General features: G+C 42.6%; 25 protein-coding genes. 5 read left to right on the top strand and 20 right to left on the bottom strand.

Annotation, left to right across the window (positions count from 1 at the left end):
* Window positions 1-37: 37 nt before the first annotated feature.
* The 5 genes from ACYQ1I_RS09620 to ACYQ1I_RS09600 all read right to left on the bottom strand — a co-directional run bounded on the left by ACYQ1I_RS09620 (window position 38) and on the right by ACYQ1I_RS09600 (window position 4828).
* A complete protein-coding gene (locus ACYQ1I_RS09620; RefSeq protein WP_459764696.1) occupies window positions 38-1297 on the bottom strand; it encodes an ABC transporter substrate-binding protein in 1260 nt (419 codons plus the stop codon).
* Window positions 1298-1382: 85 nt separating this feature from the next.
* Window positions 1383-2261, bottom strand: a complete 879-nt coding sequence (locus ACYQ1I_RS09615) for a carbohydrate ABC transporter permease (protein WP_459764694.1) — start codon at window positions 2259-2261, stop codon at window positions 1383-1385.
* Window positions 2251-3135: a carbohydrate ABC transporter permease gene (locus ACYQ1I_RS09610; RefSeq protein WP_459764692.1), complete on the bottom strand. Its 885-nt coding sequence runs from the start codon at window positions 3133-3135 to the stop codon at window positions 2251-2253. The genes ACYQ1I_RS09615 and ACYQ1I_RS09610 overlap by 11 nt, the downstream gene beginning before the upstream one ends.
* Before the next feature lie 22 nt (window positions 3136-3157).
* On the bottom strand, window positions 3158-4387 hold the full coding sequence (locus ACYQ1I_RS09605) for an ROK family protein (RefSeq protein ID WP_459764690.1): 1230 nt from the start codon (window positions 4385-4387) through the stop codon (window positions 3158-3160).
* Window positions 4388-4648: 261 nt separating this feature from the next.
* Window positions 4649-4828 carry a hypothetical protein gene (locus ACYQ1I_RS09600; protein ID WP_459764688.1) on the bottom strand — a complete coding sequence of 60 codons (180 nt, stop codon included), beginning with the start codon at window positions 4826-4828 and terminating at the stop codon, window positions 4649-4651.
* A gap of 218 nt (window positions 4829-5046) precedes the next feature.
* Here ACYQ1I_RS09600 and ACYQ1I_RS09595 point away from each other — a divergent pair, with 218 nt between their 5' ends.
* Window positions 5047-6861, top strand: coding sequence for a heme NO-binding domain-containing protein (locus ACYQ1I_RS09595; protein ID WP_459764686.1), 1815 nt, complete (start codon window positions 5047-5049; stop codon window positions 6859-6861).
* Window positions 6862-6957: 96 nt separating this feature from the next.
* Window positions 6958-7701 (top strand): CAP domain-containing protein, encoded by a 744-nt coding sequence (locus tag ACYQ1I_RS09590; protein ID WP_459764684.1) that lies wholly within the window; start codon window positions 6958-6960, stop codon window positions 7699-7701.
* Window positions 7702-7779: 78 nt separating this feature from the next.
* Here the strand turns inward: ACYQ1I_RS09590 and ACYQ1I_RS09585 are convergent, their stop codons facing one another.
* The 12 genes from ACYQ1I_RS09585 to ACYQ1I_RS09530 all read right to left on the bottom strand — a co-directional run bounded on the left by ACYQ1I_RS09585 (window position 7780) and on the right by ACYQ1I_RS09530 (window position 18037).
* Window positions 7780-8010 carry a glutaredoxin family protein gene (locus ACYQ1I_RS09585; RefSeq protein ID WP_459764682.1) on the bottom strand — a complete coding sequence of 77 codons (231 nt, stop codon included), beginning with the start codon at window positions 8008-8010 and terminating at the stop codon, window positions 7780-7782.
* A 115-nt stretch (window positions 8011-8125) separates the two neighbouring features.
* Window positions 8126-8662 (bottom strand): D-glycero-alpha-D-manno-heptose-1,7-bisphosphate 7-phosphatase, encoded by a 537-nt coding sequence (locus tag ACYQ1I_RS09580; RefSeq protein WP_459764680.1) that lies wholly within the window; start codon window positions 8660-8662, stop codon window positions 8126-8128.
* A gap of 26 nt (window positions 8663-8688) precedes the next feature.
* A complete protein-coding gene (locus ACYQ1I_RS09575) occupies window positions 8689-8907 on the bottom strand; it encodes a hypothetical protein (protein ID WP_459764678.1) in 219 nt (72 codons plus the stop codon).
* A 201-nt stretch (window positions 8908-9108) separates the two neighbouring features.
* Window positions 9109-10503, bottom strand: a complete 1395-nt coding sequence (locus tag ACYQ1I_RS09570; protein WP_459764676.1) for a sigma-54 interaction domain-containing protein — start codon at window positions 10501-10503, stop codon at window positions 9109-9111.
* An 18-nt stretch (window positions 10504-10521) separates the two neighbouring features.
* Complete coding sequence (locus ACYQ1I_RS09565; protein WP_459764675.1) at window positions 10522-10884, bottom strand: DUF1667 domain-containing protein; 363 nt, start codon at window positions 10882-10884, stop codon at window positions 10522-10524.
* A gap of 3 nt (window positions 10885-10887) precedes the next feature.
* Window positions 10888-12153, bottom strand: coding sequence for an NAD(P)/FAD-dependent oxidoreductase (locus ACYQ1I_RS09560; protein ID WP_459764673.1), 1266 nt, complete (start codon window positions 12151-12153; stop codon window positions 10888-10890).
* Window positions 12154-12167: 14 nt separating this feature from the next.
* Window positions 12168-13640: an NAD(P)/FAD-dependent oxidoreductase gene (locus tag ACYQ1I_RS09555; RefSeq protein WP_459764671.1), complete on the bottom strand. Its 1473-nt coding sequence runs from the start codon at window positions 13638-13640 to the stop codon at window positions 12168-12170.
* Window positions 13641-13851: 211 nt separating this feature from the next.
* Entirely contained in the window at window positions 13852-15348 is a 1497-nt protein-coding gene (glpK, locus tag ACYQ1I_RS09550; RefSeq protein ID WP_459764669.1) for a glycerol kinase GlpK, read from the bottom strand.
* A 28-nt stretch (window positions 15349-15376) separates the two neighbouring features.
* A complete protein-coding gene (locus ACYQ1I_RS09545) occupies window positions 15377-15712 on the bottom strand; it encodes a Lin0368 family putative glycerol transporter subunit (protein WP_459764667.1) in 336 nt (111 codons plus the stop codon).
* A gap of 27 nt (window positions 15713-15739) precedes the next feature.
* A complete protein-coding gene (locus ACYQ1I_RS09540) occupies window positions 15740-16114 on the bottom strand; it encodes a Lin0368 family putative glycerol transporter subunit (protein ID WP_459764665.1) in 375 nt (124 codons plus the stop codon).
* 172 nt (window positions 16115-16286) lie between these two features.
* Window positions 16287-16910, bottom strand: a complete 624-nt coding sequence (locus ACYQ1I_RS09535) for a glycerol-3-phosphate responsive antiterminator (protein ID WP_459764664.1) — start codon at window positions 16908-16910, stop codon at window positions 16287-16289.
* A 440-nt stretch (window positions 16911-17350) separates the two neighbouring features.
* Window positions 17351-18037: a Crp/Fnr family transcriptional regulator gene (locus ACYQ1I_RS09530; protein ID WP_459764663.1), complete on the bottom strand. Its 687-nt coding sequence runs from the start codon at window positions 18035-18037 to the stop codon at window positions 17351-17353.
* Between the two features lie 465 nt (window positions 18038-18502).
* On the opposite strand from ACYQ1I_RS09530, the gene ACYQ1I_RS09525 reads away from it, so the two are divergent.
* From ACYQ1I_RS09525 to ACYQ1I_RS09515, 3 genes are all read left to right on the top strand, one after another.
* Window positions 18503-18901, top strand: a complete 399-nt coding sequence (locus tag ACYQ1I_RS09525; protein ID WP_459764661.1) for a DUF1622 domain-containing protein — start codon at window positions 18503-18505, stop codon at window positions 18899-18901.
* A 136-nt stretch (window positions 18902-19037) separates the two neighbouring features.
* The gene (gene cooS, locus ACYQ1I_RS09520) at window positions 19038-21164 is read left to right on the top strand and encodes an anaerobic carbon-monoxide dehydrogenase catalytic subunit (RefSeq protein ID WP_459764659.1); all 2127 of its coding nucleotides are present in this window, start codon (window positions 19038-19040) and stop codon (window positions 21162-21164) included.
* Window positions 21165-21347: 183 nt separating this feature from the next.
* On the top strand, window positions 21348-21533 hold the full coding sequence (locus ACYQ1I_RS09515; protein ID WP_459764657.1) for a DUF1858 domain-containing protein: 186 nt from the start codon (window positions 21348-21350) through the stop codon (window positions 21531-21533).
* Window positions 21534-21589: 56 nt separating this feature from the next.
* On the opposite strand, the gene ACYQ1I_RS09510 is transcribed toward ACYQ1I_RS09515, so the two are convergent.
* From ACYQ1I_RS09510 to ACYQ1I_RS09500, 3 genes are read right to left on the bottom strand one after another with little or no spacing between them, the layout of a single operon-like run.
* The gene (locus tag ACYQ1I_RS09510; RefSeq protein WP_459764655.1) at window positions 21590-22573 is read right to left on the bottom strand and encodes an acyl-CoA dehydratase activase; all 984 of its coding nucleotides are present in this window, start codon (window positions 22571-22573) and stop codon (window positions 21590-21592) included.
* Window positions 22548-23657 carry a 2-hydroxyacyl-CoA dehydratase gene (locus ACYQ1I_RS09505; protein WP_459764653.1) on the bottom strand — a complete coding sequence of 370 codons (1110 nt, stop codon included), beginning with the start codon at window positions 23655-23657 and terminating at the stop codon, window positions 22548-22550. The genes ACYQ1I_RS09510 and ACYQ1I_RS09505 overlap by 26 nt, the downstream gene beginning before the upstream one ends.
* Window positions 23629-24615, bottom strand: a complete 987-nt coding sequence (locus ACYQ1I_RS09500; RefSeq protein ID WP_459764651.1) for an acyl-CoA dehydratase activase-related protein — start codon at window positions 24613-24615, stop codon at window positions 23629-23631. Before ACYQ1I_RS09500 ends, ACYQ1I_RS09505 begins: the two co-directional genes overlap by 29 nt.
* Window positions 24616-24694: the final 79 nt, after the last annotated feature.

Here is a 24694-nt window from a genome sequence, read left to right as displayed (position 1 = left end):
AAAATAGCTCCCTTTCTCAATCAGGTTACGTATGGAATTAATTCATTAAATTCCTGACATAATTGTTTGCATCGGTCAGGGCCTCCTCAGGGGTTTTTTGTCCTAATTTCACCAATTCCAGCTCTCTGTCGATGATATCTGTCATTTCACTCCACCTTTCAATCACTGGAGGAACCACCAGGGTATCCAGCGCTTCAAAAATAACCTGCCGGCTTTGGGGTGGGCTTTTTTTCAAGTAGTCCTCCACCAGGGTTTGATCCCCTACGGCGGGCAGCTCCCAGGAGCTTTCTACTCGAATTTTTACCGCTTCTTCACTGACACTCATAAATTTAATCCATTTCCAAGCAGCCTCTTGATGCTTCGTATTTCTAGATATGGCCAGCCCATTGGCAAAGAAATGGTGGGCTTTTTGAATATTCCCCGGCTCCAGAGCAATATCCCAATCGAAGGGCACATCCTTAAAGGAATCAAACATCCAGCTGCCGGTTCTCAGCATGGCGATCCTGCCTTCCTTAAACAGATCGCCCTCCAGTTGACCAGACATTTCCAGATCAGACGGGGTCACCTGATATCGATTGACCTTATCTACCATCCATTGCAGGGCTTCAATGTTTTCTCTGCTGTTGAGGGTTACCTTGGTTTGATCCTGGTTAAAGACTGCCCCACCATTTTGGGCAATTGTCTTATAGAACTCCCAGAACTGTATGGGTGAGAAGGTACCCCATATTCTTTTCTCCCGATCGGTCAGCCTTTGGGCGGCTTGCAGCTCATCCTTCCAGGTCCAGCTGGGTTCAGGATATGATACCCCCGCAGCATCAAACAGGTCTTTGTTGTAAAACAGTACCACATTGGAAAAGCTCTCTACCATTCCATATTGCTTATCATCATATCGGAAGGCTTCGTAGGCTTGCTGGTTTAAACTGGAGAGATCGAAGTTCTGATCTGCCTGAATCATTTCGTCAAGCTTCAGTAGGGCACCCTTGGCTGCATAGCTGACAAAGTTTTCATAATTAAGCTCAAAGGTATCGGGTGGATTCCCCCCAGCAATTTGACTTTGCAGCTTGGTAAAATAGTCATTAAAGGAGGCAAGCTCATATTTTACCTTAATTCCCGGATTTTTTTGTTCAAAGGCCCTGATCATGGCCTGTAAATCCTTTTCATGGGCTTCACCGGGTGAAAAGGCAAAATAGCGGATTGTAATTTCATCATTGTCGGAATCAACAGTTTCAGAACTGCATCCAATTAACAACCAAAGAACCAGGCTAAGTATACAAATGACTGCCAACCATCTTTTCATAAAGGTATTCCTCCCTTTTTAAATGATTTCAAGTAAACCAAGCTGTAAATATGTAATACCACCACCTCTCAGGTTCGTTCTGTGGCTACTCCTTCAGGCCGCTCAATGTGATTCCCTCTATAAAATACCGCTGGGCAAACAGGTAAACAGAAATTATAGGAATGACGCTAATAACTACCCCTGCCATCATTAAATTCCAGTCGGTCTCCCAGCGCCCCTGTAACATGGATAATCCCAGGGGTAAGGTCATGTATTCCCTTTGGCTAACAATAATTAAGGGCCATAAAAAATTATTCCAGGACTGCATAAAGGAAAACACCCCCAGGGTCGCCAGGGCCGGCTTCGACAGCGGTAAAATCAGCTGCCAATAAACCCTGAAATGCCCTGCCCCGTCGATGAAGGCCGCTTCTTCCAGAGAACGGGGGATAGACAGGAAAAACTGCCTCAATAAAAAGGTTCCAAAGGCACTGAATACCCCTGGTAATATTAAGCCCCGATAGGTATCAAGCCAATTGAGATGCTTCATTAAAATAAACTGGGGAATCATCGTCACCTGGGATGGAATCATTAACGTGGCTAAATAAATTAAAAATAATGTATCTCTGCCTTTAAACCTTAATCTGGCAAAGGCATAGGCCGCCATGGAGCAAAACAAAAGCTGACCCAGAGTTGAAAAGACAGAAACAATGACACTGTTTAATAAAAACCTTTTCATTGGGAAGGCGTTTGTAACCCGTATATAGTTATCCCAGCTGATACTTTCAGGAATCAACCGAGGTGGAAGGGTCATGGTTGCTCCGCCGGTTTTGAGGGAAGTGGAAATCATCCAAATAAAGGGAATGATCATAATGAAAGCTCCAAGACTCAAAACAACATAGTATAAGCCTTGTTTGACGAAGTTGATACGATTAAAGGATAATACTTTGGCTGTTTTCTCAGTTTTTACAATGGCTTTACTGTCCATAATCAACCCACCTTTTTTGTAGCTTTATTTGTATGTAGGTGACTGCAAACACAAGAAGGAAAAGTACCCAGGAGATTGACGCTGCATAACCCATCTTGAAATATCTGAAGGCGTTATTATAGATTTGCTGCACCAGTACGGTGGTGGCACCGACCGGGCCTCCGTTAGTCATAATTAGTATTTGGTCAAATACCTGGAAGGAATTGATTAATGAAATAACGAAGACAAAAAAGGTTGTCGGTGCCAGCATAGGCAGGGTGATATGCCAAAACTTTTGAAATGAACCTGCCCCATCTATATCGGCTGCCTCGTAATAGGACTTTGAAATTCCTTGCAACCCTGCCAAATACAGTACCATAATAAATCCAATATCCTTCCAGACGCTGGTCAAAATAATGCCTGCCATGGCCCATTTAGGATCTTGCAGCCACGCCGGGCCATTGATTCCAATTAGAGACAGTCCGTAATTTACCAGGCCGTATACGGGATTTAACAGCCATTTCCATATTAAGGATACTGCCACCCAGGAGGTAACCACAGGAAGAAAATAGGCCCCTCGAAAAAACGTTTTCATCTTAATTTTTTTATTCAACATCAATGCAATCCCCAAGGATATTGACATGACCAGGGGTAGATAGCCCACGATGAATCGAAGGGTATTCTTTAAGGCCAACCAGAACTCCTCATCCTTCAATAATGTTTTGTAATTCGCAAGCCCAATAAACCTGGGGGTTGTAATTAAATTCCACTCTGTAAAGCTAAGGACAAAGGAATAGATAATTGGAATTCCTGTAAACAGAATAAATCCGATTAAATTGGGCAGTAAAAATAATCCAATTACCAGGCCCTTTTTCCATCCTCTTTCACCAACCATAGTACCCCTCCCTTTTCCCCTGCTATATAACCCTGGTTTTGGGATTAGTATTTTTATAAATAGGCATCTGAAACAAATGGTCTATGGCCAGCAGTGCGGCCCCAACTACCCATGCATTATTCCCCAGCTCTGATACATGTATAGTCGTATGATAATTCACTGGCGAGAAAAAGTTTTCCCGGGCCACCTTCAGCGTATGATCAAGAAACAAATCCTTGACCACCATTCTTTCCCCAACCAATACGATGATGGATGGATTCATAGTATTAATGACATTGACTAAGCCATAGCCCAGGTACAGACTGCTTTCCTTTAGAAGGGCCAGTGCCAGCTGATCACCTGCCATGGCTGACCGATAAACTTCTTCAGAGGAGAATTTTCCACTTTTCAGGCTGGATTGGGGAAACTCCTTTAATAATATCGGCCCCCTGTTGACAAAATATTTATCGGAGGCATATTCCTCTAAACAACCCTTTTGACCACAGTGACAGGGATACCCAGCAATTTGAATAATGGTATGGCCCATCTCCCCTGCACCGCCAAACTGACCATAATATAGCTTTTTGTCAATGATGATACCTGCCCCAACCCCGGCACCCACCGAAACACATATGAAATTATCATATATTCTTCCATAGCCCAGCTGTAATTCTGCCATAGAATAGGCATTGACATTGTTGTCTAAAAAGACAGGAACATGAATAACTGCCTCAATGGACTGTTTGATATTCACCTGATGCCAGCCCAGCATGGAGGACCTGATTAAAATTCCCTCCTGGCCATTCACCAGCCCTGAAACGGCAATTCCAATCCCCATTAACTGTCCTTCTGTCAGGCCATTATTGTCAAGAAGCTGCTGAACCCCCTGAATAATAAGGGGCATAACCACCTCTGGCTTTTCACCCTTGTTAAAAAACAAGTCCAACTTATCCTGAATATCGGCCTTCAAGTTGGTAAGGGCCAAAATAAGATGATCTTCTTCGATTTTCACCCCAATGGTATAGCCAAACTCATAATTGAATTTCAAAAGGATTGGCCGCCTTCCCCCGGTGGAATCTGCTTCACCGGTTTCAAAAACCAAATTGTCATTTTCAAGCTCTTCTACTATATTAGTAATAGTAGAAAGCCCCAGGTTCAGCGCCTTGGAAATATCGGTACGGCTAATGGGCCCATCCTTTCTGATCTTTTCAATTACCAGGGATCGATTGAGATCTTTGATTAACTGCTTATTTCCAATTCTTAAATCACCCAAAATCAATTCCACCTTTACTCTTTAGATTAATTTTATTGTAACTTACTTTTTTCAGTGAAGCAAGTATTTATTTTTTTAAATACATAGAAAATTATGTACTTTTACCTATCAATCTTTCAAGAGGTCTTTGGCCTTTTTCTAAATTTTTCGGAATCATTGGCGAAAAAAGGGTAAAAAATGAGACGGCTGCATCAATTAAAAAAGCCGTCATCAATCTGTTTTAATATTAATACTCTGTTTGAGATTATGGGATTAACTGAGCTACATTTTATCCTCAAGCTGCCGTATTCGGTCCTCCAGCTCCTTTATTTTTTCCTGAAGCCCGGTTTCCTCTTGGGGCTGATTTTGAAAACGCTTAAACAGCAGCAGGGTAACCACAACTGGTATTCCTAATAAAATCAATACGATTAATAGATTAACACCCTGGTATAGAAATGACATTTGATTATGCCTCCTTATCTGATTATAGGACTAATTATAGCATATTTTATATTTTTAGTGACGAACAAAACTGATTATATCTTGCTTTACAAAAAAGATTTTATTTTGTTTTAGTTTTTATTTCCCTATCTCTAAAAGTTTTTTTTTGATATAATTTAGGATAATATAAAGGACTTTGTCATTATATTTTTTACAATGAAAATAAAGGAGTGATAAGGGTGAAGGGAACTGTTGTGTCTACCTGGCTAAACAGTCTGGAAAGGCTGTTTGGCGAAGAAATTGTAAGGGCAGCTGTAAAATCTGTAGACTGGCAAGAAAATCGTATTATCAGCCCCCTTGAAGATATCCCTGATGAAGAGATTTTTTCAGTGTTTCAATTTGTATCGGATCATACCCAGGAGCCCGTTAATCAGATTTGGCGCAAAGTCGGAAACCAAAATATCAAAACCTTTCAGGCATGGTTTCCCTCTTATTTTGAACGCTATAGCCTAAAGGGATTTCTGATGATGATGGATGATGTTCATGGGCAGCTGACGAAGATTATTAAGGGAGCCAATCCACCTCGACTGCTGGCCAGGGAAATCGGCGAAAAGGAAATTGAAATTACCTACATATCTAAGCGGGGTCTGTTTGATTACTTTTTAGGTCTTTTAGAGGGAAGCTCTGCTTATTTTAATGAAAAAATTGAATTCAATATATTGGATACAGGATATACTGAAGATCAAAAAGCCTTTATGAAGGTAAACATACGGTTGGAAAAATCGGCTGACCAAACTATTTCAAGCCCAATGTCCAGGATAATGGGGCTGGGTATCTTTAAAAGCCTTGCCCTTAAGGTTAGTTTAATTCCATCAATCTTACTTTTCATTGGACTGATGATTTTAAATTCAAGCCAACCCCTGTTGATCAATTTAGGGCTCCCCCTGGCCAGCTTCGTCATTACTTTTCTGATTGCCTCTATTGTTCTAAAGCCTCTGAAAATAATGGAAGGAGAGCTTAACAGGTTAAAAAGCCTGGATTTTGCCCATAAAACCCTGTTAAAAACCGGCGATGCCAATGAAGATATGGTTGCCGTTCTTAACGAGGCCAAGGACGTGGTAAAAAAGGATTTCCTCTTTTTAAAGGGTGGAACCGATGATATGAACAATTACTTACGGGAGTTTTCTCAAATTGCAAACAATATGAAGGAGCTGTCGGATTCGATTTCTTCTGTAGTTCATGAGGTGGCCCTCAGTGCTTCAAGTCAGGCTGAGGAAACCGAGCACGCCGTCTCAATACTGGATCAATATATTCATACCCTGAACCAAATTGTTGTAGAGGAAACTGAAGGAAAAAACCAACTAACCCATTCCGTTGATAGCCTTAAAAGCTCCTTTGAATCGATTCAAAGGGTTAACCAAATGATCAATCAGGTAAGAAATAACTTTTCCAGTGTGAATCAACAGGGCCAGGATTTATCCCAGCAGGCCTCTAAAATAATGGAAATTAGCTCAACCGTTGAACAAATTGCCGATCAAACCAATTTATTGGCCCTGAATGCCGCCATTGAAGCAGCCAGGGCCGGTGAGGCTGGCAGGGGCTTCACTGTGGTGGCAGAGGAAATCAGAAAGCTGGCGGAGGACTCCAAAGAGGCTGTACATCATATTAACGATAATCTGGTCTATTTTATTCAATTGATTAATGGCTTCGTGAAGGAAATTGAGGCCCAGTACCAGCAGCTGGAAGCCAGTAACAACACCCTTGACCAAGTAACAAGGGACAATGAGGCATCAACCTCGGCCCTGGTGCAGGTGGCCAATGTCATTGTAAAATTAATTAATCAACTGTCTACTGAAACCAATCAGCTTACCTCTGTTGTAGAGAATATCCATTCTCTAGCTGCCATTGCAGAGGAAAACTCTGCTTCTTCAGAGGAAATGAGCGCCAATGTTATTCAATATTCCGAAAAGGTAAAGGATTTAACGGCCCATATTAACCAATTAGAGACCCTGATAGGAAACTTCAAGGCGGAATTGAAAAAGTATCAAATATAAACTAAAGGCCGGCGCTTCATCCCTTAGATGTAAGCACCGGCCTTTAGTTTATTTTTCTCTATGTTTTGGTCAATACTATCTTGGGAGGTGTTGACCATGTCTTTTCGTTGTACCCCTAAAATAGGTATAATCCCTTTATTGAGCCTCATGCTGCTGTTAGCTGCCTGCGGCCCAAATCAAGCTGGAATTGTAAAGCATTCTTCTATTTTTCAAGAGGCCGAGGTGACCAGGGTCATGGTCTCGGTTCATCACACCCCCATTTACCCAGGCCTTAGTACTGATCTGCCTGCCCTTGACTTGGCACCTGATCAGGCGGTGTACCAGGTGGTGGGCAAGGTCGATGAATGGTATGTTGTTTTGTTAGAAAATCGTCAGCTTGGTTGTATTGAAAAGGCCAATGTGGTTCCTTACATAGAGGGGAAAAATACTGAGGTGAATCAACATCGCAGAGAAGCCCTGTCGGCCCAGGAACAAACTATGCTGGATCTCATCAACGAGGAGCGTCTGAAGGCCGGCCTGAAGCCCCTCATGCTGGATCTTCAATTATCACAATTGGCCCGGATGAAGTCCCAGGATTTAATTGATTATAGCTATTTTAGCCATTATTCTCCAACCTATGGGAATCCCTTTGAAATGCTGGAACAGCATCAGATCGACTTTGTATTTGCAGGGGAAAACCTGGCGGGAAATAAAGATGCACGAAAGGCCCATGAAGAATTGATGAATTCTGATACCCACCGTCAAAATATTCTTCATCCGGCCTTTACCCATGTGGGAATCGGAGTCGTAAAGGGCGGACCCTACGGCTATGTTTTTACTCAGCTTTTTATTGGAATTTAGGCAAAACAAAAGACCCGAAAGGACAAATATTTACGACACTGTCCTTTTCGAGTCTTTTCTTGTATAAGCCCTAAAGGCCTATCCCAATAGATCCTCTATTCTGTCTCGATCGAAGCCAACAACAGTTTCTCCATCGATTTCCACAACGGGAACTGCCATAATGCCTTTTTTCATTAATTCTTTTCTTGCCGTAGCATCAACCGATACATTTTTTTCTGTAAAGGCCACGCCCTTATCTGATAAGTATTCCTTTACGGTTACGCAATGGGGGCAAGTGTTGCTGCTGTAAACAATAACTTCCTTTGCCATTTTATAATTCCTCCTCTTATCTTAGCCTTTAGGCTTATTGTTTGAGATTATTTTTTCCCTCTGGATTCCTTCAGTATCCCAATACATTTTAACACATTTTGTATGAAAAACAAACTTATGACTCTGCCCTGAGAATGGCATCGATCACTGCCTCAAGATCAACCGACCTATTTCGTGACCCCTTTTTCAACCTGGATTCATTAATGTGGGCCCTTTTATCATAGGCCCCAATTTTAGCTGTTTTACAGCCAGCCCTTAGGCCGGCGCTTATGTCTGTATCTCGATCTCCCACCATCCAGCTTTGAGACAGATCGATTTGATGCTCCTCAGCAAGCTTTAACAGCATCCCCGGGGCAGGCTTTCGATAGGGACTTGGCCTTTTAAAATCAGGACAATATTCAATTCCCCTTATATCACAATACCCCATTAGCTGCTCCTTTAAACGTCCATGAATTTTTTTTAACATTTCATGGCTCAGCTGACCCAGCTCGATTCCCCCTTGATTGGTGACAATAAATATTTCGTAACCTGCCTCATTGGCCTTCTTTAAAGCCTCTGGTACCCCGGGAAACAGGATTAAATCTTCCGGGGTATTTACGGGCTTACGATTATCGTTGATTACACCATCACGATCGAAGAAAATGGCTCGCATCTGCCTCCTCCTCAATTTCAAATAGTCTAGTCTGTTATCCAGCCTTCGAAATACTTTTTCAAACCCTGCCTGATTTCCCGACGGGTAAAGAGGGGCTTTCCCAGTTCTTTCACATTTTCGTACTGAATCAGCTCAATAATGGCATCAATATTTAATCGATTAATTTCTTCGACATTTTGAAAAAAGCCCCGTTCCTTTTCCAAGCTCTCTAAATGCTTCATGATGTCGTAATGCTTATCATCCATATTGATTCCTCCTTAATTGATACCATTATTTTGGTATTTTACGTAGTTTTGTATTCAATTTTTTAATACAATTTTTAAGTTATATATTTTTTTTACTCAATTATCAAGTCATAAATTTAGGTAAGTAAAGGCTTTTTATATGAGATAAGGGTTCAGCCCCCTTCCTTTTACATGGAAGGGCTGAACCCCTATTATATGTTATTAATCTACAATTTCATATTTTCTAGCTTTGAAGGCCACTGTCTTATGGGTTATACCCAGGGCCTTGGCGGCTCTGTTAAAGCTGCCGAATTGAGCAAGGGCTTTTTTAATAATTTCCCTCTCGTATTCATCCATTGTTGCGATTTCGCCATTATGACTCATATTCACCAGACTATGCTCCTTCATGGGCTCAAATCGGCCCCTGTAGGTGTGGGAAATATGAGAAGGCAAATCATCCAGGGTTATTTCTTCCCCGTCCACCAGCACCATCAGTCTTTCCATCAAGTTTTCCAGCTCCCGCACATTTCCGGGCCAATGGTAGCCACTGAAGGCCGTCAAGGCACTCTGATCAAATTTCTTTTTAGAAAGTCCTGTCTTGACCTTGATTTTTTCCATAAAGTGGTGACATAGATCAGCAATATCCTCTATTCGCTCCCTGAGGGGAGGCAGGTTAACTGGTACTACATTAAGACGATAATACAGATCCTCTCTAAACTGTCCCTCTCGAATGAGCTCCTGCAGGTCTCGATGGGTGGCAGCAATAATTCTAAGATTGCATTGAATGGTTTCGTTTCCTCCAACCCTTTCAAACTCCTTTTCCTGTAATACCCTTAAGAGCTTTACCTGCATATCTATAGGCATGTCTCCAATTTCATCTAAAAATATGGTGCCGCCATTGGCCAGCTCAAATTTACCAATCTTTCTTCTGATGGCCCCTGTAAAGGCCCCCTGTTCATGACCGAAAAGCTCTGATTCCAATAAATTTGATGGAATAGCACCGCAATTCACCTTCACAAAGGGGCCCGTTGCCCTGGGCCCTGCTTCATGAATGGCCTTTGCCACCATTTCTTTTCCGGTTCCGCTTTCCCCCATAATCAGTACGGTGGATTGAGTCCTTGCAGCTTTACAAGCCATCGTTAGGGCCTCCCTCATGATCTTGCTATTTCCCACAATGGTATCAAAGGGAGCCAGCAGCCGTTGATTGCTGCATTGACATTGATCTTTAGGGCCAGCTGCCTCCCCCAGGCTTTCCTCCCGATAGATGGCCAAAAGCCCCTGGAACTGCTGTTGATCCATTAAGGGAGAAGCTGTTGCGCTGATCTTTTTATGATGGAAGGGCAGCTTAATATATCCTTGAATTTTCCTCTTGTTTTTCATAGAGGTTAAAATAATATCATCATTGGGTATTTGATAGATGGTTTTTCCCACTACTGCAAAGTTACTAACACCAAACATTCTTTCATAAGCCGGGTTAATATATTCTACCCTGCCGGTAGAACCTATGATTAATATTCCGTCCAATACCTGATGAAAAAGCTGTCGGTAAGAAAATACTGCTGTGTCTTCGTGACTGCCCTTCGTGTAGTTTAAGTGAGTAACATTTGCTCTTCTCATAATTTTTCCCCTACCTTTTTACATACTTCGTGTGGCAATTATGTCGATCTCCAGTCCCAACAGGTTTTTGACTATTACGTCTCCTACCTTAACGGGACCCTCCACCTCTATTTGGTCTAATGTTCTCATGCACTCAAATATTTTATCCTTTGGTATGGCATCACTGGTTCGAACGGGAAGACGACTTAAGTGGCCATTTTTCATGACAACGGTTGACGTAACCATTCTGGTGGGGTTGCTCATTTCCTTAATGCCATACTGCTCTCCCCTGGGGCACTGATTTCCTGACACCACATATTTTGTAACCCCATTAGATACGGCTTCCACCTCCATCTGACATCCCCGGGGACAGGCGATACATACCATTGATCGTTTACTCATTGTCTATACCTCCTCCAGTTGAAGGGCGATGGTTATTTCATTGCCCGCTATAGCTTCCAAATCCTTTTTCATAAGGGTAACTGATTCCATCTCACCCGGCGCCAGGTGGGATTTTTTAACGGATTTAATGATCTGATCCTTCGATTTAACCACCAGTTTTGCCCGTTGATAAACATTATCTACCCTAAACATAAGGTCTAGGCGATTTTCAAGATTTTCCATTCTAATTTGATGGGGTACAATGTATCGAACCCCGGTACCGGGTTGAGTAGCAATGATCGTTGATTGATTGACCAGCTCTTTGAGGACATACCTGGCTGCATTTTTTCCTGCCCGCCTGCTTTCCTCGGTAACCCAGTCTACCAAATCGTGAACATGGACAACATTACCACAGGCGAAAATACCAGGTACCGAGGTTTCCATGGATTCATTCACCAAGGGTCCCCCGGTAACGGGATCCAGCTTAATGCCAGCCCCCTTGGAAAGCTCGTTTTCCGGTATCAGCCCCACCGATAAAAGCAGGGTGTCGCATTGAAATGATTCCTCGGTTCCCGGAATAGGCCTGCGGTTCTCGTCTACCTGGGCGATGACCACCTCTTCCACCCGGTCTCTGCCTTTGATATCAATCACTGTATGGCTCAAATACAAGGGAATTTCATAATCCTCAAGGCATTGTACAATATTCCTGGTCAATCCTCCTGAATAGGGCATCAGCTCCACCACAGCATGAACATTGGCTCCTTCAAGGGTCATTCTTCGTGCCATAATCAAGCCAATATCACCAGAACCTAAGATAACAACATCCTTACCAACCATGTAACCCTCCATGTTGACAAATCGTTGAGCGGTACCGGCTGTAAATATCCCTGCCGCCCTACTTCCAGGAATGTTGATGGCCCCCCGGGTACGCTCACGGCAGCCCATGGCCAGCACAACGGCCTCAGCCCGATATTGAACAAATCCATCAGTAGTATTAATTGCACTGACCAATTTATCCTCTGTAATATCCAGTACCATTGTATCGAGCTTATATTCAATATTTTGCTGCTTCAATTCCTCAATGAAGCGCTCTGCATATTCAGGTCCTGTTAATTCCTCTTTAAACACATGGAGCCCAAAGCCATTGTGAATACACTGCTGCAATATGCCTCCCAGTTCACGATCCCGCTCGATGACCAAAATTTTATTGACACCTTGCTTCTTTGCTTCTATGGCCGCCGCCAGGCCAGCTGGCCCGCCTCCGACAACAATAATATCATAGGTTTTCACGTCATATTCCCCCTCTATTTATCCTGTGAAACGGCCACCAGTGCCTCTGAAGTGCTTGACTTTGTGGGGCCCGTTAATAGATAGGATTGCTTTGAATCCTTCACCACTGAAGTAATATCGATATGAAGCTCCCTTGCCAGGATTTCCATTACCCTGGGGCCGCAAAAGCCCCCCTGACATCGACCTGCTCCAGCCCTGGCCCTGCGTTTTACGGCATCTAAATTGGTGGCTCCGGCTTTACGATGGATAATATCAACAATTTCTCCCTCGGTAATTCCCTCACAGCGACAGATTACCCGACCATAACGAGGATCCTTTTTGATTAGTTCAGCCTTTTCTTCATTTGACAGCTCCATAAAATGAATGACCGGCCTTCGTTTTGCGATAAACTCAGGATTCTTTTCAAATTTTCCTGCTGCCTCCATCAACTTTTCCACAGCCAGCTGCGCCAGTGCAGGGGCCGCAGTAAGGCCGGGGGAATCAATGGCAGCTACATTGATAAAATCCTTCGTATCGGATGCAAATTCCAGGATAAAATCATTAGTTGCCACCTTGGCTCGAATTCCTGCAAAGGAGGTAATTACTGTATGAAAGGGGAAATCGGGAACCACTTTCTTCGCCTTTTCCTTTAGGAAGCCTAAGCCTTCCCCAGTGGTTTCCAGGGCCCCTGGATGATTAACGGCATCGGCGGTTGGGCCGATTAAAAGATTACCATGGACTGTCGGAAGCACCAGCACTCCCTTTCCCTTCGTGGTTGGTGTTTGAAAAATTACCCGTTGTACGTAATTGCCCACACTTTTATCGAATAGGTTATATTCCCCCCTGTTGGGCAAGATTTTAAAGTTAGGCTCATTGACCATATCATTTACCTTGTCAGCATAGAGACCGGCACAGTTGATAATATATTTTGTTTGAAAGGTCCGTTCTCCGGCGGTAACCAAATAACCCTTATCGTTTCTAACAATGGCAGTTACCTGGCTGTTTAGCAATAGCTCCAGGCCATTTTCAACGGCGTTTTCTGCCAGGGCAATGGCCAGCTCCCAGGGGCCCACAATTCCCGCCGAGGGCGCATAGAGGGCTCCAATGATCTGATCATTCAGGTTAGGCTCCATTTCCTTTACCCTTTTTCCATCGATCAGCTCAATACCAGGCACGCCATTGGCTTCTCCCTGTTGGTAGAGCCTTTTTAAAGAGGCCATATCTTCCTCATCAAAGGCCACCACCAGGGAACCAATTCTTTGAAAGGGCACCTCCAGCTCCCTGCAAAGGTCTTCATACATGGCATTTCCCATGACATTGCTCCTGGCCTTCAGGGTACCGGGCTTTGCATCGTACCCGGCATGGACAATGGCACTATTGGCCTTGGTGGTACCATTGGCTACATCGTTTTCCTTATCTACTAAAATCGTTTTTATCTGATATCTCGACAGTTCTCTTGCAATGGCTGTTCCCACAATCCCTGCGCCTATTACGGTCACATCATACATGATTTTCCACTCCTTTATTTTGCTCCTAGTCTAAGGCTAAAGACCTTTCGTTCATACAATTTATGAGAAATAAAAAAAGCCACACAAAACAGCCCTATTCTTCAATAGGTGTTTTATGTGGCTCTCCAAGTCTCAGCCAATCTATTCGGTTAACTTATTATATCATTTATTTCTTATTCTGTACAGAGCTTTATTAATTAGGAAGGATTCTCTATTCCTCTTCCCAACCCATGGAACGCTCTACGGCACGCTTCCAGCCTCGATACAGCTTTCCTCTCTTTTCTTCATCCATATCGGGAGTAAAGCTTCTGTCTACACTCCACTTATTGGATATTTCAGACTTGTCGTTCCAGTAGCCCACTGCCAGCCCTGCCAGATAAGCGGCTCCCAGGGCGGTGGTTTCTGTTATTTCAGGACGATCCACCTTAACATTGAGAATATCTGATTGGAACTGCATTAAGAAGTTGTTAGCAACGGCTCCACCATCCACCTTAAGGGCTTGCAGGTTAATGCCTGAGTCCTCTTGCATGGCCTCTAAAACATCTCTGGTTTGATAGGCGATGGACTCCAGGGTCGCTCTGATTAAATGCTCTGCCTTGGCCCCTCTGGTTAAGCCAACTACAGTTCCTCGAGCATACATATCCCAATAGGGAGCTCCCATACCCACAAAGGCCGGAACAACATACACACCGTTGGAATCCTTTACCTTGGTGGCCAGGTATTCAGTCTCAGCTGCATCACGAATAATTTTCAATTCATCCCGCAGCCATTGAACTGAAGCCCCTGCCACGAAAATACTTCCCTCAAGGGCATATTCCACCTTTCCATCTACTCCCCAGGCCAGGGTGGTCAGCAGACCATTTTTAGAGGGAACAAACTTATCACCGGTGTTCATTAACATAAAACAGCCTGTACCGTAGGTGTTTTTTGCCATTCCCGGTTCAAAGCAGGCCTGACCAAACAAGGCAGCCTGTTGGTCACCCGCAGCACCGGCAATTGGAATATCGGCTCCGCCAAAGGTTTCATGATCGGTATAGCCATAAACGTGGCTGGATGGCTTCACCTCGGGCAGCATGGAGGCCGGTATATCAAGCTCCTTTAATATTTTTTCATCCCATTTTAATTCCTTGATATTATAGAGCATGGTTCTGGAGGCATTGGAATAATCCGTAACGTGGACTTTTCCCCGGGTCAGGTTCCAAATCAGCCATGTATCAATATTTCCGAATAGTAATTCACCCTTTTCGGCCTTTTCTCTGGCCCCTTCCACATGGTCCAAAATCCATTTTATCTTTGTTCCAGAGAAATAGGCATCTACCACTAAACCGGTATGATCTCGAATATAGTCCACAAGGCCCCTGGCCTTTAAGTCATCACAAATGGCAGCGGTTCTTCGGCATTGCCAGACGATTGCGTTATAAATCGGTCTACCGGTGCTTTTTTCCCAGACCACAGTTGTTTCCCGTTGGTTGGTGATTCCAATGGCGGCCACCTCTGTAGGCTTTATTCCCGTTTTCTCCAAAACCTCCCGGGCTACACCGCTTTGGGTACCCCAGATTTCCATGGGGTCATGCTCTACCCATCCGGCCTTAGGGTAAAATTGAGTAAATTCTTTTTGTGCAGTAGCAACCACCTTTCCGTCATGGTCAAAAAGAATGGCCCTTGAGCTGGTGGTACCCTGATCTAATGCCATAATATACTTTTTCATATAAATTTCCCCCTTTTATTAATTTTGATTAAGCCAGTAATGAAAGAATGAAACCGCCTATGACTCCTCCTAAAATAGCATAAAATAAATTAACTAAACCCTTAGAAACGTTATCACCCGATAGGGCCGAAGCCACAAACAGCCCTGCACCTGCCGCAAAGGCCATATCGATCCAGGCTCCTCCTGATTGAAAAATTAAGCCTACACCATGATTAATTGTCCAGGCAGTACCAACGATAAAGCCCGCTGCCATGTAGCCCCCTGCCGGGCCCCAATTTTCACACATTTTACCCCATAATAGTCTGATTAAAAATGGAAAAATAAAGCCTCCAGCTATGGTTGTAATTGCAAAACCGATTGTCATCCCTTTTCCTCCTCTCAAAATTGATAATTAAGCTGTTTCCTTCGCTGCCTGCTTATCACGCTCTGCAATGTATTGCTCTACCTTAAAGGCCGCCAAGCCACCAAGGGCTCCCCCTAAAATAACAAGCACCAGGGTTGGTAATGAATCAATTCCTACCTGTATACCTTGAGAAAAGACATCCCTCATAAGGCCAGCCACACCAATTCCACAGGCCATATCGACAAAGGCTCCATCATTGTTAATCACACCAATATAATGGTTCATTAGCCACATGGTGCCAATAATAATAAGTCCTGCAAACCATCCTCCGATGATGCCTGCCTGATCAACAAAGGCCCCCCATACAGACATAACAAACATCCCTGCAATTGCCGATCCGATGATTGTTCCTACATGCTTCATAATACAATTGCCTCCCTCCATATTTTTAAATAACCAATAATATTTATAACCACAGGTTGAAAACCTGGATTATCCTATCATTTTGAAAAGCTATGCAAAGGTTTTCCTGACGGTGATTAATTTTACCAGCCATTTAAGGGGCTGGTAAAACCCATTCCATGAAAATTACCTTTTAAAGCTCCCATACCTGTTCCTTACTGGTAGATACCCCCATGGCTCCAGCCTTTAAGGTTTCAATGACATCCTCCTTATCGATAATCAGCCCCCCTGCAATTACCGGGGTATTGGTTTCCCTGCTGATCTGTCTGACTATTTTAGGCATTACCCCCGGCAGAATCTCAATAGCATCTGGCCTGGTCATTTGAATAGTTTTAATAGCTGTATCCAGAGAAAGGGAGTCGAGAATAAAAAGTCTTTGAATGGCAAAGATTTTCATATCCTTGGCAAGCTTAATAAGGTTACTTTTAGTAGTAATGATCCCATCGGGCCGGATATGCTCGTGGATGTATTTTAGAGCAATGGCATCCTTTGAAAATCCATCCATTAAATCAAGGTGAATATAGATATCCATGCCACGGTCCTTCACTCGCTTGACAATCTCCTTCAGGTTCAGTATGTTCCCCGTCAACAGAAAGATAATTTCACTGGGGGATTGGATTGCTGCCTCCAGCTTGCTTAAGTCATTAACAGCAGCAATAATGGGATTATTCTGTATTTTTTCAAAAAACAGACCTGCCATATCAATCTCCTCCCTATTTGCAATATTAATGTGCAATTCTTGTGCCAACTTTTCCATGGCCTTATCAGTTGATTTTTGTATCAAAAACATCCTTTTCTTGTACCTTTTTACCAACCCTAATATAAAAATATGATATTTCTTGGGAAAGATGTACAAGTAATACTAAATCATCAAAAAATTAATTTTGTGAATTTGAACAAATAGACTACTATCTTACAGCTTATCAAATAATTAACCAAAAAAATAGATGTCTCTCCAATATTTCCACATTTAAAAAACACCTATTTTTATCAGTTTAAGAAGCAAATGGAAATTGCTTACAACTTCTGTTTTCTTTTTTAGTGGTTAAAAAATAGCTATATATTATTTTGACATTTTTACTTTATAAATTTGATAATATCTTTAATAACCGCTTCGATCTCTTCGGAGGTTTATCATATGTACTTAGTGCCAAAAAGTCAACAACCTCCAGGTTAATTCACCTGAAGGTCACTAAGCTATTGAATCCAATTTTTTAACTTTTGTAAATCCTTTACAATTATTTTTTTTCCGCTGATTTCAACAGAGCCTTCCTTTTTAAACTGTCCCAGGGCCCTGCTGACGGTTTCCCTGGCCGTTCCAATCATATTGGCCAATTCTTGCCTTGACAAATTTAACTTTAGCTCAATTCCTTCCTTGGTTTCGACCCCATGCTCCATCGAGAGCTGAAGAATCATTTGGGCTGTCCTCATATAGGTATCTGACAGGGCCAGCTCCTTTACTTTTTGCTGTGAGCTGGCCAGCTTTTTATTCAATACCTTAATAATTCTAAGGGCAATTTCCGCATTGCTGCTTACCAACTTTTCCAGGTCGGCATTTTTTATCATGCCAATGCTGGCATCCTCCAGGACCTCAGCCGAGGCTGGATACGGTATATCATTTAACAGCGTTACTTCAGCAAAGACGTCTCCTTCACTCAGGATCGTAAATATTAACTCTCTGCCATCGGCAGTGGTCTTGTAGACCTTCACCTTTCCATATTTAATAAAATAAAAGGCCTCACCGGGATCCCCTTCCATAAAGATAATGGCTCCCTTTCTCAATTTCCTTTCGATTGTCATGGCCCAGATTTTCTTTAAGTCTTCATCCTTTAGCGTACTAAAGGCAGATATTTTTTTCAAGATATGATAGGAGTTATTTATCATCCCTTTAGCCCCCCTTTCACTGTTTGTCTACTCTAATTTTTTATATAGTAAGATTATAGCATATATATCGTATTTTCCCCAGCATATTCGAAATTGACTGTTTATTGAAAATAATTTTTGTGTTAATTCATTGTTTGTTAATATTGTATCACGTATCTGGTTAACCATTTTATTTTAAATGGGATAACGTTTTCCCTCGTGACCTTTACGTATTTAGTATATTACTTATTTTTTTAAAATTTCTAGGGTTCTAGGATTCTGAATAATTCCTATATTTTTTAGTCTTTTTATTTAATATTCCGAATTTTTAATAGATATTTGTTAAAATATTATTTGACAAAAGAGATTTTCAAGAGCATAATAGTGGTGTAGAGCTATGGAATTTATTAAAATATTTTACTTATGACTTAATTTTTTTTATTGTCTAAAATGGCTTGAAGAAATTAAAGTAGGAGGAAGAAAAAAATGATTTTGGAACACTTGATGGAAGCAATTATACCCTATGTTATTCATTTACTAGAGGCCATGGGAGTATTTGTAATAGCCTTTACGGCCTTAAAAGCATTTGCGCAATATGCACTGAAGACCTTTAATTTTACTGATGACACAATAAAAATTGAATTAGCCAAGGCTTTAGCCCTGGGTCTAGAATTTAAGCTGGCAGGTGAGATCTTAAAAACCGTTACAGTAAGAACCCTGGACGAAATCTATGTTTTGGCTGCGGTAGTTGCCTTAAGATTGATTTTAACCTATGTTATTCACTGGGAAATCCAATCTGATACAAAGCATTGCAATGAATTTTTACAATTAAAGCAATTAAAGGAAAAGGAAGTATCTAAGAAAAAGATATCTGCCCATTCCTAAGATTTAAAGTGAAGGAGCCTCATCTGGATTAGAAAACAGATGAGGTTTTTTTATTTTGAAAAAATCATGTCTTTGGGTATAACTTTCTGATGAGCTTGGGAAAATAACTTAAAATCAATGAAAGAGAGGTAAGAAAATGTCTAAGGATGATCAAAGAAATTTAGAAAACAGTACCAATACCATTGGTAAAGGAAAGGTAGGCTTAAAGGCAGATGTTACAGGACTAAGCGCTACCAACGACCCAGCTCATCATGAAGATTTACATGAAAAAATAGAAGTTAATTATGAGAATATAAAAAAATCGCCTAATCCCGATCAGGTTCACCAGTGGCAGCGGGAGCATATTCAGGTTGATGATCAGTCGCCCGAGGGCTACCCTTTAAATGTCATCGTTGACCCCGCCATGCGGGAAATGTACCAGGTTGTACATAATGCTTCCTTCACCAATGTTTTTGATCGTTTTTCGGAACAACAGCCTCAATGTCGTTTTTGCGTTGAAGGTTTATCATGTCAGCTCTGCGCCAATGGCCCCTGCCGAATCCACCCCAAGGCTCCCCGGGGAGTCTGTGGTGTTGATGCCCACACCATGGTGGCCCGTAACTTCACCTATCGCCACGTAACCATCGGAACCTCGGCTAACATTTTTCACGCCCATCAGGCCGCTAGAACCTTGAAGGCTGCTGGAGAAAACCCAAACAGCGGCTTAAAAATCAGAGATCCTCAGAAGCTAAAAAAATATGCAGAAATGGTTGGGCTGGATTCTGGTATGCCCATTGAAAAATTAGCTGTGGCCTTTGCTCAATTTGTTATAGATGACATTCACCGGCCTAATCATGAGCCCTCCAAGCTGGTGGAAGCCTTTGCTCCGTCAAAGAGAAAGGCCCTTTGGAATCAATTGGGGCTTTATCCCGGTGGCGGCTATAGTGAAGTGGCCTATGCCCAGACTAAATGTATGACCAATTTCACCTCTGACCCTGTAGACTTCTTGTTAAATTGTGTCCGTCTGGGAATTGCCAATGAATATCAGGGATTATTTGCCCTGGATATTCTTCAGGAAATATTAATTGGAACCCAAAAGATTACTCTGCAAAAACAAAACATGGGCCTTTTAAGCCCCGACATGGTCAACATTATTACCAATGGTCATATGCCCCTATTGGCCCATGTAGCCATTGAAATGGCATCAAGTGATGAATGGCAGGAGAAGGCCCGCCAATTGGGCGCCAACGGTATTCAAATTTTAGGCCACGTTTGTGAGGGCCAACAGCTATTAAATTATTCTGGCAGTCAAAGCCAAAGGGCCTATGGCGGTCAGGAGGGAGAATGGCTGTCTGAGGAATATTTATTGGCCACAGGGGTAGTTGATCTATTTATGTTTGACTATAACTGTACTATACCCACCCTGCCGGTTTATGCCAAGCGTTTTGGAACCAAGCTGGTCAGTACCCATCCTGTTATCAAGCTGCAGGGTACTGAAACCCTGGATTTTGTTCCTGAAAAAATGAATGAACAGGCTGAAAAGGTACTGAATATGGCTTTAGAGGCCTTTAAAGCCAGAAAGGCTGAAAATAGAAAGGTCTATATTCCATCTTATACCTCAGAATGTATGGTTGGCTTTAGTACCGAGTCAATTCGTGAAGCCCTGGGGGGCAGCTTTGATCCACTAATTGAACAGATTGCCAAGGGTAATATCAGGGGAATTGCCACCATTGTTGGCTGTACCACTGCACGCTACGGCCAGGGAGGAAGTAATATATTCAAGATTACCAAGGGTTTGATAGAAAACAATATTCTGGTTCTATCTGGAGGCTGTACCTCTGCTGTGATGGAATATACCGGCCTTGCCCACCCGGCGGCGGCTGACGAGGCCGGAGAAGGCCTAAAGGCAGTTTGCAAGCAATTGGGTATTCCTCCGGTTTTATCCTATGGCGCCTGCGTTGATATTGGTAAGATGACCCATACTGCAATGGAGCTGGCTGATGCCCTTAATGTCGATACCAATAAGCTACCACTGGTTATTGGTGCCCCTGAATATTTAGAGCAAAAAGCTGTTGCCGACGCTTGTACTGCCATTGCCCTTGGCTGGCTGGTCCACGTGGCTCCGGTACCCTCTGTGACTGGAAGTGATGTGGTGGTGAAAACCCTAACCGAAACCACCGAAAGCCTGGGCCTGGGTAAGCTGATGATTGAACTGGATGCCGAAAAAACAATTCAAATTTATGTTGATCACATTGAGAAAAAACGAAAAGAACTGGGAATTTAAGTTTTGTGATAATTATCACATCAAAGCGTGACTTATGTTGTAGGGTCATACTGGCTGCTTTGATATACTTTTAATATCAAAGATTACCAATTTAAACAGGTTGTTGAATATATTAAAGCTACATTTTGCCTACTTAGACTTCAACAGCCTTTAATCAGTTTAAAACCCAAAGGAGGTTTAATTATGACAATTACAAAGGATATGCTGATAGGAGAAATTCTAAAGGTTAAGCCCGAGGCGGCTTCCATCTTAATGGCCTTTGGTATGGGGTGCTTAGGCTGTCCCTCTTCTCAAATGGAATCCCTTGAGCAGGCAGCGGCAGTCCATGGCATTAATGTCAATTCCATCTTAGAAAAGCTAAATGAGTAGGGCTTAAGCAAATAAAAACGAGTAGCGGAATTAACTTCTTCCGACTACTCGTTTTTTTAAGCCGTTTCTTCTTCCTTTGGTTTTAGACTGTCACTCCATTTTCCACATTTGTCACCCCACCGGGCTGCCAGCTGGTTGTCTTTCATTATTTCAATTACTTCACAGCCATTCGAGCAGTCTGAACATTCGAAGCCCTTTACCTGATAGCCCGAATTGACAATTTCAAAGCCCCTAAAGGCAGTATGACGATGCTTCATTTGATGCTCCTGGGCCAATAAACAGCAGCCTATGGCCCCCATCACCTCATGATGGGCCGGAACCGTTACGGTACAGCCCAGAGCCTCTTCAAAGGATTGTTTAATTCCTACATTGGCTGCAACGCCTCCCTGGAATACCACCGGACCTGCCAGCTCTTTGCCCTTGGCAAGATTATTCAGGAAATTACGAACCAGGGCATCACAAAGACCTTTGATGATATCCTCTTGGTTATGGCCCAGCTGTTGTTTATGAATCATATCTGATTCGGCAAATACTGCGCATCTGCCGGCAATTCTAACGGGACTTGTGGCCTTTAGGGCCAATTTACCAAATTCCTGAATGGGAATTCCCAGCCTGGCGGCCTGCCGATCTAAAAAGGAGCCCGTACCTGCGGCACAAACGGTGTTCATGGCAAAATCATTGATAATACCATCCTTTAATAAAATAATCTTTGAGTCCTGGCCCCCAATTTCAATGATGGTTCTGACTCCTTCTACGTAGTTTAAGGCTGCAATACCATGGGCGGTAATCTCATTTTTCACCACATCAGCTCCCACAATCATGGCAGCCAGATGTCTTCCACTGCCGGTTGTTCCTACACCCATGACCCGCAGTTCTTCCTTCAGGTCCGCCTGAGCCTCCATAAGCCCTCTTTTAATGGCATCAATGGGTTTACCCTGGGTCTTGGTATAGACCTTTGCCATAATTTCCTTATCTTCGTCCATCAGCACCACATTGGTGCTAACTGAACCGACATCAATACCCAGATAACAATTTTTCATTTTGCTTCCTCTCCTTTCTTCTTCTGAGAAGATCAACAAATGCCTCCAGTCTGGTGGTATAACCTGCATCCCCGGTTAATTCGTCAACAATTAGGCATAAGAAGGGGATATCGTAATCCTTTTCCACCTTTGGCAAAATACTTTGGGCCACAATTTCCGGCATACAGGTAAAGGGATAGACCTGAATGACGCCATCAAAGCCAGCCTTGGCAAACTTAACGGCGTACCCAAGGGTTTCCCGGGCATGGCCGCCAATCATGGTTCTTAAATAGGGCTTGGCATATTCTCTGATGTCCTTTTCCTGTGTTAGCTTTAAGGGGTGAAGGAACAGATGCTCAGTCAACCATCGGCTGACCTTTAAAGACCTGTCTATTTCAACCCCCATTTCTCCCAGCTTTTTTTCTATATTCATATTGACAAAGGGTTCAATAATTGTATAGATTTCACCAATAATGCCAATTTTGATGATTTCCCGGTTTGGGTCCTCCTCCACTTCATTGACCCTTTCCCTTGTTGTTTTTAACAGTTCCATGACAGCTTTATAGCCCTTCACATGGTACAGGGCCTTTCTAAGGCTTTCCAGGTGCCTGTCTACCTCGCCAATTTGTTTTTGCCTGGGCCTTTTATAGAAGGCAGCCTGGTCAATGGCATCTATTTCATACAACACCCTGGTGGTTTTGGCCAGGGCCTTCATAACCTTAAAGGGATTCTTCGTCTGGGTCAGACTGACAATGCTGTTAAAAAATCTTTTATAATCTCCCTGGGGCGGATCAAGTAAAATAAAATTCACATGATGCCCGACCTCCTTCAATATTTCCCTTTCCAGTACAGAATAGTAACCAAATCGACAGGGCCCACAGCTTCCGATAATAACCACTGTGTCGGCTCCCTGGCGAATACTTTCGATATAGTTTCCTATATTAATCTTTAAGGGCAGGCAAATGGATTCAGGGGAATATTTCGTTCCTATGTCTAGGGTTTCCTTGCTGCATTCCGGAGGCACGATATTATCGATTCCCAATTCATCTAATAATACCTTTGTACCCACGTATTGATTACCCATGTGCGGGAAAGTTACCTTCATTTCGCTTCCTCCAATCAATCATATCAATAAAGGCCTCCAGCCTTGTATTCACACCGGCTTCCCCTGTATGCTCGTCGATGGTGATCAATAAAAAGGGAAGGGCCGCCTTGTTCTTGGTCCATCGTTCAAAGAGCTCGGCCACCACTGAGTCAATTCCGCAGCCAAAGGCAGAAACATAAATGGCCCCATCTATTCCCTGGCCCTGTTCCAGTTGAAGGGCAGTACCCAACACCTTCCTGCCATAGCTCCAGAATATTTTTTTCTCCAGAGTTCCAGCCAGCTGATTAATGGTCTTTAGACTCATCATTTCTGGAGTAATGATTTCTACATTATAATCAGTCAGCTTATTGATGATACTCATTGAGCTAAAGCTGTCATACAAATGATAGGGATGCCCTAGTAATGCAATTTTTTTTCTTTTATGATCTGAAGAAGATTTTTGTTTCATAAGATTGCCATTCACCGGAATATACCCCTGCCGAAGCCTGTCATGATAAGTACGATATTCTAATAAAGCATTTTGGTAAGCCTTATAGATTTTTAAGGGATTATTATTGACATAGCTGCCAAAACGATAAATGGTTTTCATCAAATGCTTACGGGATTTGTTAAAATTAATTTCGTCGTCAATTAAAGGGGGTAAATCTTTGATGGAGTGGCTTACCATTTCAGGCAGCCCGCAAAACTTAGGGCAAATATATTCATTTTGATAGACACTCATCATTTTGGGAACAAAAATATAATCTACCCGATCCTTTAAATCCAGCACATGACCATGAAATATTTTAACCGGCAGGCAGGCTTCGTCTACTGTACTTTTTACTCCTCGATCCAGTATTTTTTTATTGGTTGGACTGGATACCACCACTTCGGCCCCCAGATTTTCGTAAAAGGCCTTCCATAGGGGAAAATAGTCATAATACCATAAGCCCCTTGGAATACCTATTTTAATTTTCATATAATTCCTCCCTTCAACATTAATATAGTCTTTCCAAATATTTGAATTTTATTCCTTATAATACTGCTGTTAATCTTTG

It is taken from the genome of Alkaliphilus crotonatoxidans, assembly GCF_054658015.1.
This window is presented reverse-complemented; position numbering and strand designations above follow the sequence as displayed.